The sequence below is a fragment of the uncultured Tenacibaculum sp. genome (assembly GCF_947504135.1).
In the GTDB taxonomy this organism is placed as follows: domain Bacteria; phylum Bacteroidota; class Bacteroidia; order Flavobacteriales; family Flavobacteriaceae; genus Polaribacter.
Genome location: NZ_CANNGG010000003.1, coordinates 222,270 through 235,045 on the forward strand (window position 1 = coordinate 222,270; position 12,776 = coordinate 235,045).

9 protein-coding genes and 3 tRNA genes are annotated in these 12,776 nt (G+C 32.7%); 2 read left to right on the forward strand and 10 right to left on the reverse strand.

Going from position 1 to position 12,776, the window contains the following annotated elements:
- Window positions 1-58 precede the first annotated feature (58 nt).
- The 8 genes from Q0663_RS07320 to Q0663_RS07355 form a co-directional block, all read right to left on the reverse strand.
- Entirely contained in the window at window positions 59-1,960 is a 1,902-nt protein-coding gene (locus Q0663_RS07320; protein WP_299008799.1) for a site-specific DNA-methyltransferase, read from the reverse strand.
- A gap of 138 nt (window positions 1,961-2,098) precedes the next feature.
- Window positions 2,099-2,332, reverse strand: coding sequence for a hypothetical protein (locus tag Q0663_RS07325; protein WP_299008802.1), 234 nt, complete (start codon window positions 2,330-2,332; stop codon window positions 2,099-2,101).
- Window positions 2,333-2,381: 49 nt separating this feature from the next.
- On the reverse strand, window positions 2,382-2,600 hold the full coding sequence (locus Q0663_RS07330) for a hypothetical protein (RefSeq protein ID WP_299008805.1): 219 nt from the start codon (window positions 2,598-2,600) through the stop codon (window positions 2,382-2,384).
- A gap of 274 nt (window positions 2,601-2,874) precedes the next feature.
- The gene (locus tag Q0663_RS07335; RefSeq protein WP_299008808.1) at window positions 2,875-4,077 is read right to left on the reverse strand and encodes a site-specific integrase; all 1,203 of its coding nucleotides are present in this window, start codon (window positions 4,075-4,077) and stop codon (window positions 2,875-2,877) included.
- Window positions 4,078-4,266: 189 nt separating this feature from the next.
- Window positions 4,267-4,340 (reverse strand) — tRNA-Arg (locus Q0663_RS07340).
- Between the two features lie 6 nt (window positions 4,341-4,346).
- Window positions 4,347-4,421: transfer RNA gene (locus Q0663_RS07345), tRNA-Pro, on the reverse strand.
- A gap of 24 nt (window positions 4,422-4,445) precedes the next feature.
- Window positions 4,446-4,527 (reverse strand) — tRNA-Ser (locus Q0663_RS07350).
- A 91-nt stretch (window positions 4,528-4,618) separates the two neighbouring features.
- The gene (locus Q0663_RS07355) at window positions 4,619-6,661 is read right to left on the reverse strand and encodes an HDIG domain-containing metalloprotein (protein ID WP_299008813.1); all 2,043 of its coding nucleotides are present in this window, start codon (window positions 6,659-6,661) and stop codon (window positions 4,619-4,621) included.
- 207 nt (window positions 6,662-6,868) lie between these two features.
- On the opposite strand from Q0663_RS07355, the gene Q0663_RS07360 reads away from it, so the two are divergent.
- Window positions 6,869-8,044 carry an acetyl-CoA C-acyltransferase gene (locus Q0663_RS07360; RefSeq protein ID WP_299008815.1) on the forward strand — a complete coding sequence of 392 codons (1,176 nt, stop codon included), beginning with the start codon at window positions 6,869-6,871 and terminating at the stop codon, window positions 8,042-8,044.
- Window positions 8,045-8,069: 25 nt separating this feature from the next.
- Entirely contained in the window at window positions 8,070-8,843 is a 774-nt protein-coding gene (locus tag Q0663_RS07365) for a C40 family peptidase (protein WP_299008818.1), read from the forward strand.
- A 78-nt stretch (window positions 8,844-8,921) separates the two neighbouring features.
- On the opposite strand, the gene Q0663_RS07370 is transcribed toward Q0663_RS07365, so the two are convergent.
- Complete coding sequence (locus Q0663_RS07370) at window positions 8,922-10,160, reverse strand: tetratricopeptide repeat protein (RefSeq protein ID WP_299008822.1); 1,239 nt, start codon at window positions 10,158-10,160, stop codon at window positions 8,922-8,924.
- Between the two features lie 17 nt (window positions 10,161-10,177).
- Window positions 10,178-12,679 carry a DNA gyrase subunit A gene (gene gyrA / locus Q0663_RS07375; protein WP_299008824.1) on the reverse strand — a complete coding sequence of 834 codons (2,502 nt, stop codon included), beginning with the start codon at window positions 12,677-12,679 and terminating at the stop codon, window positions 10,178-10,180.
- Window positions 12,680-12,776 lie beyond the last annotated feature (97 nt).

Sequence of the window (12,776 nt, forward strand, 5' to 3'; positions counted from 1 at the left end):
TTTGAATTTAATTTTAACTGTTAACTTCTTCTTAAGCGTATTTGTTTATTTTTTTCTTTTATATCACTTTCATTTCTGTGTTAGGGCTTAATTGCTTTAGCAACTGCTTTACGTTTTCTTTGGCAGTATCGTTTTTAAAACTACTGTCTTTACACACAAAACGTAACGGTTGGTGTTTGGCAATTTCTTTGGCAAATGCCTCGTCTAAGTCTTTATCAAAACAAGCGAGTAAGTAATTGGTGTCTACTACAAATACTTCTTTACCTAATACGGTTTCTTTTTGGGTTTTTAGGGTAAGTGGTAAACCCCAATCTAGTAATATTTGTGTGAGTAAATCTTCTGAAGTTCTATCTTCTTTTATGTTATCTGCAAACACATCTAATTGCCCTTGGTTGTAGTCTTGAGGCTTGTAATACACCTCTTGCATATTGCTACTGGCTACTTTAAAGACTTTGAAACCGTAATCTATATCCGCTTTGGTTTCTTCTTTTATTTTAGCTGCTGCTCTACGGATACGTTCTTTACCTATCTCCGTTAGTAGCTTTGGTTTTTTATCTTTTTCTAAAAAATCCATAGCTGTTTCTATTGCCTTTTTTGATGCAGAATCAGCATTTAATTTTGATTTTTCTAAATCTTCAGGAAGTTGAACCATAATAAACTTTCTTTTAAAACCATCTTTAGCATTTAAACTAAGTACAGAGTGAGCAGAAGAAGCTGAACCTGAAAAAAAATCTAAAATTATATCATTATCTTTAGCACCTCCATAATTCAAAAGTTTTTCAATTAATAATGAAGGTTTCGGATAACTAAAAACTTTTTTTCCATCAAATAAATCCATAATCTCGTTTGTCCCATCCTTTGTTGTTCCTCCTTTCAACAAAATTGAACTAGGCGTTTTAACATCGCCTTTATCTAGCCTCTCTTTTAAAAACAATTTTTTCTTGGGTGAACTATCATCTGTTTTTCCGAATTTTATTCGTCCATCGTCAAATAAAGATTTATACGTTTTTTCATTTATCGCCCAAATTCTTCCATTAGGCGGATAGAACTCCTCATTGGTTTTAGGATTCTTAATAGCATACATTGTATCTCCACCAGCTTTATTAGCATCAATTGGTACTAATTTCCAAGGACCACGTTTATCATTATCTGGATTAGAATATTCAGATTGATTTAAAGGTTCACCTCCAAATTTCACATTAAAATTACTTTTCGAATAAATAAGCGTATGGTTATGATTTAAAGACACATTTTGATCATTAGAAATAGATGTTCTGGATTGCCATATAATATTAGATATAAAATTTGCTTCACCAAAAATGTTTGAACATATAGATTTTAAATTAGCAACTTCCTCTTCACCAATAGACATAAAAATCACTCCATCATCGGTTAATAAATTACGTGCTAATTTTAAGCGTGGGTACATCATAGAGAGCCAGTCGCTATGGTAACGCCCTGCGGTTTCTGGGTTGGCTACTAAACGGTTGCCATATTCATCTGTTTGGTCGGTTTCTTCTTTATAATCTGCACTGTCTTGTGTAAAATTGTCTTTATATACAAAGTCTTTACCGGTGTTGTAAGGTGGGTCTATGTATATCATTTTAATTTTACCTAAGTAGCTTTCTTGTAAAATTTTGAGTACTTCAAGGTTATCGCCTTCTATGTAAAGGTTTTCAGTAGTATCAAAGTCTACAGAATCTTCACGTACAGGACGTAATGTTTTGGTGGTAGGTAAATTAGCGGTTACAATAGCTTCTTTTTTACCAGGCCATTCTAGTCGATACCTTTCTTTTGCACCTTCTACTACCTCATAGTTAAGTTCTTGTTTTAATGTGTCGAAATCTATGGCTTTACCTTCTGCTGTTTCTGTAACACAGTTAGGGAATAAAGCGGCTATTTTTTCTATATTTTGGTTTACCAAGTCTGGTGTGGTTAGGTCTAGTTTGTCTGTACGCATTACAATTAAAATGTTGTAAGAAATTTACAAAAGTGTAAACAGTAAAGATATAAATATTTACGAGAACTTTATTAACAAAACTTTGCAAAATGACCTAAGTCAAATTGCCAAGTTTTATTCTATAAAACATTCCTTTGATTATTGTAATTTTAACTCTCCAAAACAATTAAAGTGTGGAATATATCTAGTATTATAAGCAATAGACTTATCTTTATTTTGTACCCATTCAGTTATTTTATAAGCTACTCCTTCCTCATTATAATAAACAATAGTTTTAGCATAAATTTTTCCTTTTTCTGGACAAACTTGCCTTATTTGTTTAATTACTTCTCCTGTTTCTAATTTTTTATACTCTTCTTTATAATCTTTCATTCTCCTAAATAACTTACATTATATATAAACTCAAAGTTTTTATGCTGAATTAAGAATAGTAGTTTTTAAAAAAGGTATCATAATATACATATGGATTTTTACCAATCGGCACTGTATTTATTAGTTTGTTATTCTCTAAATACTTTAAGTACACCCCTTCACCTATATATAGTTTTGTATCTGTGTTTTTCTGAGAAAATAATGATAGGTTTATTAAGAAAAAGACGATTGTTAAGAGAAGTTTGTTTTCTGTAATAAAATTTTTCATAATTAATAATATTTATTCCTATGGAGAAGCTAACAGAAATATTGATTAAAAAAGAAAGGTGTGCTCTCCTACTTATCTAGCTGCACAGAGGCTCCGCCAAGAACCTTAACCACACTAAACAGCACAGAGACAACACACCCGAATTGAGTGTGCATCTACTTATTGTGCTGCTCCTATGGTTACTATTGAAATTTGACGGATTTCTGTACAAGGAGCTTGTTATAAGTAAACACCTATATTATATTTTCTTGGTAATTTTATTACCTCCATAAATCTAATCATTTCCATTTAGTTTTTTAGCTAGTTTATTCATCTCATTTCTAACTTTAGTTTTTACAACTTTTGCATAATGCTCTTGCGTTACCTGTAATCTTGAATGTCCTAATAACTCAGAAACTACTTCCATTGGTATTCCGTTATATAACAACACAGTTGTAGCAAAAGTTTTCCTTGCAACATGATGAGTAAGTTTTTTATCTAACCCTAAAACATCTGCTATTTCTTTCAGGTAAGAATTAAACCGTTGATTGCTAATTTTAGGTAAATTTTCACCATATTTCTTTAAAATTCTTTCAGCAACAGGCAGTATTGGTACAGATATTTTTGAAGCTGTCTTCTTTCTATACATTTCAATCCACTTATTACCTTTAAAATCAAGCTTTATATCTTTTTTAGACAAAGCGGACATTTCTTGATAAGCTAATCCTGTATAACAACAAAACACAAATAAATCTTTAACTTGCTGTAATTTAATTTGTTTAAAGCAATGCTTTTCTAGAATTTTAAGTTCTTCTGGTGTAAGGTAAATAAGCTTCAATTTATGTTTAGTAGGTTTATATAAAACAAATGGATTATTATCTAAATAATTCTCTGCAATACCAAACTGAACAATCTTTTTTAGGCGCTGTAAGCTCCTATTAATAGTAGCTTGACTTAACTTCTTTTGTGTTTTAAAATAATACTCTAAATCCTTTATAAACTTCAATTCAAGCTGATTTAACTTAATATCAGATCTCTTATATTTATACTTTATAAACTCAGCTATTTTACGTTTATTCTCTACATACCTACCCCAAGACGTTTCGTTAAAATCTACTCCTATAAGTGCTTTTGTTGCATTATTATGTAAATCATATAATTCCAAGAGTGTTTTTTCAGTTCTAATATTCTCTCCTTTATACTGGCTATAAATATCATCTACATCAAAATTACCTTGTTGAAGTTGGAGCAATAAAAAAGCCTCATTAATCTTCTGACTAATAAGGCTTAATTGTGTATTGACAATTTTTGAATTTTCAGCTCTGTCTAAAAGCTTTTGCTTCTTACTATCCCAATAATTAGGGTTAATAAATAATCCTAAAGAGAAATCCTTTCTATGTTTATTGTAAGTTATCCTACACCTCAATGGAGTACCTCCTCTTTTATTAACCTTATTTCTTTGTATAAGGAAAAGTATATGTATCTTATTATTATTCATTGTTTTAAAATTTATAAAAAATGGGTACCTCAGAAAGTAAAATGGGTACCTTATTGTATACCTCAAAAGGTTACAAAAGGGGGAATTATAAAAAAACAGCAAGTGAAGTGTAAATAGTCAAAATAAGCTACAAGTACTATAAAACCTACAAAAACAAAAAAGCCTCACTATTTCTAGTAAGGCTTATTGTGATCGCGACAGGATTCGAACCTGTGACCGTCTGCTTAGAAGGCAGATGCTCTATCCAGCTGAGCTACGCGACCATTATGTCGGGGTGGCAGGATTCGAACCTGCGACCTCCTGCTCCCAAAGCAGGCGCGATGACCGGGCTACGCTACACCCCGATTGGTGTCATCTACAACTTTTTGCGGAGAGACCGGGATTCGAACCCGGGCATCCCGAAGGATGACAGCTTAGCAGGCTGCTGCATTACCACTCTGCCACCTCTCCTTAATTCTTACCGAAGCGTGAACTAAAAATTGCGAGTGCAAATGTATAACTATATATACGTTTCTACAAACTTTTTTAATAAAAAAATTACCTATTCTGGATACTCAACTCGTAAGTGATAGATATTCATCAACTTATTCTTAATAATTTTTTTTATTTTTTCTATTTCTCTAAAAGTAATATCTGAATTTATGAACTGATTATCGTTTTTTTGCTTATCTATTATCCTATCTATTAATTGATCTATAGATTGTGCTGTTGGATTTTTTAAGCTCTTAGAAGCCGCCTCAGCAGCATCACACATCATTAAAATAGCTGTTTCCTTAGAAAAAGGAATAGGTCCTTGATATTGAAACTTCTTAATATCTACATCTGAATTATTTTCTTGTTCTTGTTTATAAAAGTAATATGTAACGCTTGTTCCGTGATGTGTACGGATAAAGTCTATGATCCTATCTGGTAACTTGTTCTTTTTAGCTATTTCAATTCCGTTAATTACGTGATCTAAAATAATACGAGCACTATCTACTGGTAATAAATCATTGTGTGGATTCACTCCCGTCGATTGATTTTCGGTAAAGTACATCGGGTTCATCATTTTCCCTATATCATGATACAAAGCACCTGTACGAACTAACATCGAGTTTGCTCCTATTTCGTTTGCTGCTGCTTCAGCTAAATTAGCCACCTGCATGGAGTGTTGGAATGTTCCTGGTGCTTTTTCATTCAAATCTCTCAATAGTTTTGAATTTGTATTAGAAAGCTCTAACAGGGTTACATCAGAAACCAAGCCGAAGAGTTTTTCATAAAAGTAGATAAAAAATACTGCTAAGAACGATAATAAGCCGTTGGCTGCAAACAACCCAAAGTACATCCAGTTTATTTTATCTGCATTTCCTTCTTTTAAAATAGAAAATGCAAAATAAGTAAGCATGTAAATCAACGTAATTTGTCCTATTGACATAAATAGACTCGCTCGTTTATAAAGTTCTGATACCGTTAAAATGGTTACAATTCCTGCAATAATGTGTAAGTAAATAAATTCAAAACTGTTAGGCACTATGAACCCAAGTAACAACACAGTAAGCACGTGTGTAAACAACCCTAAACGTGCATCAAAAAAAGCTTTTAAAACAATTGGCAAAATACTTAGCGGAACAACATACAAATAATCTGAATTGTACTTTACCACCATGGTTTGTACCAAAATCATCAAAAAGACATTGAAGAAAATAAACGTTACTTTATTGTTGTCATTAAATATTTCAAGTCTATATTTTTCTAAAAAAAGTAATAACATCAACAAAGCAAATGCCACTAATATGGTATAACCGAAAACAATCCAATTATAATTAGATTTTGTCCAAATCAGAGAACTAGAAGCTACTTCATACGATTTTAAAACATTGAATTTTCTTCCTTCAACAATATCTCCCTTTAAGATTATTAATTCTCCTTTTGATACTTTTCCTTTTGCAAAAGAAACACTTTTTAAAAGCTCATTTAGTTCTTTCTCACTAAACTTATAATCATATGTTACGTTCGGTTTTAAATTACTTGATAAATAGTTTATAAGTATTCTTTGTTTGTAATAAGGAAAAGCTTCTGTATTTGCGCGTAAGAACTTTAATACTTCCTTAGATTGTATCAATTTTGAGAACGGAACATCGTCTATCGAATTTCCTTTTCTTAAAACCACTACATCGTTTATAGTAGCCTTGTCATTACTTGCATCATCTAAAAAACCATAGTTGTAAATTTTATTAATAATCTTTTCTCCTTCATTAACAATATCGCGTATAGCGGAAGTTGACAATGAATCTAAAGAGTTTATATCTTTAGAAAAAGAGTTCAGTACATCATTTTTTACTGAGGTATTAACTTCAAAATATTTCCTTGAATTGGATTCAATCTCCTTTCTTTCAGCTGCAATTTCTTCTGCAGTCTTTTGAATAGCAAAATCAAAAGGTGCATATAAATTATCATATTGCCAAGGTTTTCCTTGCGAAAAATCATACTTAAACTGTCCTCCTTTAGGAAACAAGTACACAATGGCAATTACTGTTATTAAGAACAACAATACTTTGTAAATTATCGTGTTATTCTTGTACAGTCTGTTGATTAAATCGTTCATTTTTGATGTTTATAAAATGTAAATATAACCTTTCTCTATTATTTGAGTACTTGTTATAAAATGGTTATTTTCGCAAAACAAATCTTAAAACAATTCACCCAATGCATGAAATCAATAGTAGAAAAATAATTATTAAGCACTTAACAGCTTTATTATTTTAGTCACTTTTGGTTATTGGGATAAATAAAAATTAACAAATAGTAGCACATGAAAGAAGTAGTAATAGTATCGGTTGCAAGAACTCCAATTGGTAGTTTTTTAGGAACATTATCAACTACACCTGCACCAAAATTAGGTGCTGTAGCCATTAAAGGAGCTTTAGATAAAATTAACTTAAAACCAGAAATGGTTGAGGAAGTTTTTATGGGTAATGTAGTTTCAGCAGGCTTAGGACAAGCACCAGCTCGTCAGGCTGCAATTTTTGCAGGAATACCAGATACTGTACCATGTACTACTGTTAACAAGGTTTGTTCATCTGGAATGAAATCTATCATGTTAGCTGCGCAAACTATTGCTTTAGGTGATGCAGAAATTGTTATAGCTGGAGGTATGGAAAACATGAGTATGATTCCTCATTACCAACATGCTAGAACAGGTTCTAAATTCGGACCTATTAAGATGGAAGATGGAATGCAAAAAGACGGATTAGTTGATGCTTATGAGCAAGTAGCTATGGGTGTTTGTGCTGATGAATGTGCTGTTGAATATGAATTCTCAAGAGAAGATCAAGATACTTTTGCTGTTGAATCATACAACCGTTCTGCTAAAGCTTGGAGCGAAGGAAAATTTGCAGATGAAGTTGTTCCTGTAGAAATACCTCAACGTCGTGGTGAGCCTATCATTTTTTCTGAAGACGAAGAATACAAAAACGTAAAAATGGATAAAATCCCTGCTTTACGTCCTGCATTTACGAAAGAAGGAACCGTAACTGCTGCTAATGCATCAACCATTAATGATGGTGGAGCTGCTTTGGTATTAATGTCTGCTGATAAAGCTGCTGAATTAGGGTTAACTCCATTAGCAAAAATTAAAGGTTACGCTGATGCTGCTCACGAACCAAAATGGTTTACAACAGCTCCTGCAAAAGCATTACCAAAAGCTTTAGCTAAGGCTGGAGTTTCTATTGATGATGTTGATTATTTTGAATTAAACGAAGCTTTTTCTGTAGTTGGTTTAGCAAATATGAAAATCTTAGGATTATCTGCTGATAAAGTAAACGTTAATGGTGGTGCCGTTTCATTAGGACACCCATTAGGTGTTTCTGGAGCTAGAATTATTATTGCTTTAACTTCAATTTTAAAACAAAACAACGCAAAAATTGGTGCTGCTGGTATTTGTAACGGTGGTGGTGGTGCTAGTGCAATGGTTATTGAAAGAGTTTAATTGTTTTAAAAGCCCCAACTAGTAGATGTCTTTCGGAATTTGTAATTTAAGTATTGTTCCTATTCGATTAGAGCCTTCTGATGCTTCAGAAATGGTAAATCAAGTTTTTTTTGGTGAGCACTTTGAAGTCTTAGAAAAAACTAAAAAGTGGAGTAAAATTCGTTTAGCTTTCGATAATTATGAAGGGTACATAGATAATAAACAATACGAGGAAATTTCAGAAGAAATACATATTCTTTTATCTAAAGAGAAAAAGCACTATGCTGGTGAATTAATTGATTTTATTACTGATAATAACAGTAATTTAACCACTATTCCTATGGGAGCTCGTCTTCCATTGTTTAAGAATAATAAAATCAATATTAACAATACCTCTTTTTTATATGAGGGCAAAGTATGTAATAACAAACTAGCTAAATCTGCAATTGTAGAAACCGCTTTCTTATTCTTAAATGTCCCTTATTTATGGGGAGGTAAATCGCCTTTTGGTATTGATTGTTCAGGGTTTACCCAAACTGTGTATAAACTATGTGGGTACAACCTTCTGCGCGATGCTAAACAACAAGCTACTCAAGGTGAAGTATTAAGCTTTATTGAAGAAAGTGAACCAGGTGATTTAGCGTTTTTTGATAATGAAGAAGGTATTATTACCCATGTTGGGATTATTATGAATGACTACAACATTATACATGCACACGGAAAAGTTCGTATTGATAAATTGGATCATAGTGGTATTTACAATGTTGACACCCATCAACACACGCATAAACTAAGAGTTATTAAACGTTTAGTTGACTAAACATTTTTCAACTTTTTATCATAATAAAAAAGCGGAACTAAATTTAGTTCCGCTTTTTTTATGTCTTATAACAATTATTTATTGCATAGATTTGTATAACTCTCTGTATTCAGAAGCTTTATCACTCATTTCTAAAACTTCATATAAATTCATTAAAGTTTTAACTGTATCAATACTTCTGTTTAAGCTATCTGCCTTTTCTAAAAACGGAATTGCTTCTTTGTAAACTTCTTTTTGTTTAGCTGCTAACTCGTCATACTTTTTAAAGTTAGATAAGTTCTTGTTCATTTCCTCAACAATCGCTTTCTCTTGATCTAAAACTACTACAGCTAAGTTCATATAAGCATCTGCATGATCTGGCTTTAACTCAATTGTTTTTTCGTAGTACTTCTTAGCATCTTCCATTCTACCTTGATTGAAGTTTACTACTCCTAAGTTATAGTATAACGTTGGATTTTCAGGATCTAAAGCTACTGCTTCGCTCATCAATTCTCCAAACTTATCCATTTTACCCATCTCAACATATAATTGAGCTTCGTTTAAAATTAAGTTAAGATCTTTAGGGTTAGATGTACGAGCATCTTTAAAAGCTGCAATTGCCTCTTCTGTTTTTCCTTGCTCTTTTAAAATTAAAGCTACGTTTTTAACTATAGTTGCTGTTTTTGACTCTGAAGACCTTACATCTGGCTTAAGGTAACCACCTGATTTTACCATTAAATCTCTTCTTGCCTTGTCATTACCAAAGCTTTCTACTTTTCCTGAAGCTTTATCTGTAGCAACGAATTCTTTTTCAATTCCTGTGTACCCTATTTTTTGTAACTCTCTGTAGTACTCAATAGCTTTATCATAATCTTTAGCTTGTGTAGCTGAAACTGCTGCATTGTAAGCAAAAGAAGTATCTGTTGGGCTCAAAAGATATGTTAAGTAGAATTTTTCTGCTGCATTTTCATAATCTTTTTTATTATTATATAAATCAACCGCTTTTTTAGAAACTTCTTGAATCATCTGATTTAAGATAGGCTTAGCTTCATCTGTATACTTGTTTTCTTTCATTGCTAACAGAGCGTTTAAAGACTCAGCTGCTCCTTTGTAATTTTTTTGAGCCGCTAATGCTTTACCTTTTAAAAAATAAAACTTAGACTTATACTTATCTTCACCATTCATCATTAAAGACCCTTCAATAGTTTTAAGAGTGCTTAATGCCGTAGTATAATCTTGTTTTTTAATCGCTTTTTCAGCGTCTTTTAATTCTGATTTTTGAGCCACTGCCCCTAACGACATCAATCCTAAAGAAAGGGCTATAAATTGATTTTTCATTTTTAATTCTAATTTATTTATTGTTGTTCTTGACTTTCGTTTGATTCATTTTCAATTTCTATGCCATTTTCTTCTTCGTCTTTTTCATGCATCACTTTTGCTACCGCTGCAATATCGTCATTATCTTTAATATTAATCAGCTTAACCCCCTGTGTTGCACGTCCCATAACACGTAAATCTTCTACCGCCATACGGATTGTTAAACCTGATTTATTAATAATCATTAAATCATTAGAATCATCTACATTCTTAATAGCGACTAAATTACCTGTTTTTTCTGAAATATTCAATGTTTTAACTCCTTTACCTCCACGGTTCGTAATACGGTAATCTTCTAAACTTGAGCGTTTTCCATATCCCTTTTCAGAAACCACTAAAATATCACTCTCAGCATTATTTACGGCAACCATACCAATTACCTCATCGTTATCATGCGCTAAAGTTATACCACGAACTCCTGAAGCTGTTCTACCCATCGGACGCGTTTTCTCTTCTTCAAAACGAATTGCTTTTCCTGATTGTAACGCTAACATTACTTGGCTATCTCCTGTAGTTAACTTCGCTTCTAACAACTCATCCCCTTCCTTGATAGTAATAGCATTGATACCATTAGCTCTTGGGCGAGAATATTGCTCTAAAGGAGTTTTTTTAACCTGACCACGTTTTGTAGCCATAATAACGTAATGATTGTTGATGTAATCTTCATCTTTTAAATCACCAGTTACTAAGAATGCTTTTACTTTATCATCTTGTTCAATATTGATCAAGTTCTGAATCGCTCTTCCTTTTGTATTCTTACCTCCTTCTGGCACTTCATATACACGCATCCAGAATACTTTTCCTTTTTGAGTGAAGAACAACATATACTGGTGGTTTGTACCAACAAATAAGTGCTCTAAGAAATCCTCGTTACGAGTCGTTGCTCCTTTTTGTCCTCGTCCTCCTCTATTCTGCACTTTATACTCGTCTAAATTTGTACGTTTTACGTAACCAGCATGTGAAATAGTAACTACTACTTTAGAGTTAGGAATCATATCTTCGATTCTCATGTCTCCTCCTGCATATTCAATTACCGAACGACGATCATCTCCATACTTTTCTTTAATATGTAGTAATTCATCTTTAATAATTTGGTAACGTCTAGGTTCATTAGCAAGAATATCTTTTAAATCTGCAATAGTTTTAATGATTTCATCATACTCAGAACGTAATTTATCTTGCTCTAATCCTGTTAACTGACGTAAACGCATTTCAACAATGGCACGTGCTTGAATTTCTGTCAACTCAAAACGCTCCATTAATTTTTCACGTGCTTCATCTGCATTAGAAGAACCTCTAATAATTGCAATTACTTCATCAATATTATCAGAAGCTATGATTAATCCTTCTAAAATATGTGCACGAGCTTCGGCTTTCTTTAATTCAAATTCTGTTCTACGGACAATTACCTCATGTCTGTGTTCTACGAAATAATGGATTAATTCTTTTAAATTTAACTGCTCTGGACGTCCATTAACTAGTGCAATATTATTTACACTGAATGATGTTTGTAGCTGCGTATATTTGAACAGCTTATTTAAAACAATATTAGGAATTGCATCACGCTTTAAAACGTAAACAATACGCATTCCTTTACGGTCAGATTCATCACGAATACTCGCAATACCTTCTAACTTCTTTTCATTAACCAAGTCAGCAGTTTTTTTAATCATTTCTGCTTTATTAACTTGGTAAGGAATCTCAGTTACGACGATACACTCACGTCCTTTTACCTCTTCAATAGTAGCTTTCGCACGCATAACGATACGACCACGACCTGTATGGAAAGCATCTCTTACGCCATCATAACCATAAATAATCCCTCCAGTAGGAAAATCAGGAGCTTTGATGTGTTGCATTAACTCATCTATTTCGATATCACGATTATCAATATAAGCAACGGTACCATTAATAACTTCTGTTAAGTTGTGTGGTGCCATGTTTGTTGCCATACCTACTGCAATACCTGAAGCCCCATTTACTAATAAATTTGGAATACGGGTTGGTAAAACTGTTGGTTCTTGTAACGTATCATCAAAGTTCAACTTATGATCTACTGTATCTTTTTCAATATCAGATAACATTTCTTCTGATATCTTTTGCATACGCACCTCAGTATAACGCATTGCTGCTGGACTATCACCATCTACCGAACCAAAGTTCCCTTGTCCATCAACCATCATGTAACGCACACTCCAGTCTTGCGCCATACGCACCATAGAGTCGTACACCGAAGTATCTCCGTGTGGGTGATACTTACCTAACACCTCTCCTACAACTCTTGCAGATTTCTTATATGCTCCTGTAGCTTTAATTCCTAATTCATGCATTCCAAACAACACTCTTCTGTGCACTGGTTTTAAACCATCTCTTACATCTGGTAATGCCCTAGATACTATCACCGACATTGAATAATCGATGTATGCCGACTTCATTTGCTCTTCAATGTTGATAGGGATCAACTTTTCGCCATCTGCCATATATTTTCTTTTAAAATATTAGTATTTATTTTCGTCAAAAAAGTGAATTTTACACTCGATAAAACTCACTTTTGAAATGCATTTTCAATTGTCGCAT

Coding starts and splice junctions, on each gene's coding strand:
- Q0663_RS07320 (WP_299008799.1), bottom strand. CDS start 1,960: ATGCGTACAGACAAACTAGACCTAACCACACCAGACTTGGTAAACCAA.
- Q0663_RS07325 (WP_299008802.1), bottom strand. CDS start 2,332: ATGAAAGATTATAAAGAAGAGTATAAAAAATTAGAAACAGGAGAAGTA.
- Q0663_RS07330 (WP_299008805.1), bottom strand. CDS start 2,600: ATGAAAAATTTTATTACAGAAAACAAACTTCTCTTAACAATCGTCTTT.
- Q0663_RS07335 (WP_299008808.1), bottom strand. CDS start 4,077: ATGAATAATAATAAGATACATATACTTTTCCTTATACAAAGAAATAAG.
- Q0663_RS07355 (WP_299008813.1), bottom strand. CDS start 6,661: ATGAACGATTTAATCAACAGACTGTACAAGAATAACACGATAATTTAC.
- Q0663_RS07360 (WP_299008815.1), top strand. CDS start 6,869: ATGAAAGAAGTAGTAATAGTATCGGTTGCAAGAACTCCAATTGGTAGT.
- Q0663_RS07365 (WP_299008818.1), top strand. CDS start 8,070: ATGTCTTTCGGAATTTGTAATTTAAGTATTGTTCCTATTCGATTAGAG.
- Q0663_RS07370 (WP_299008822.1), bottom strand. CDS start 10,160: ATGAAAAATCAATTTATAGCCCTTTCTTTAGGATTGATGTCGTTAGGG.
- gyrA (WP_299008824.1), bottom strand. CDS start 12,679: ATGGCAGATGGCGAAAAGTTGATCCCTATCAACATTGAAGAGCAAATG.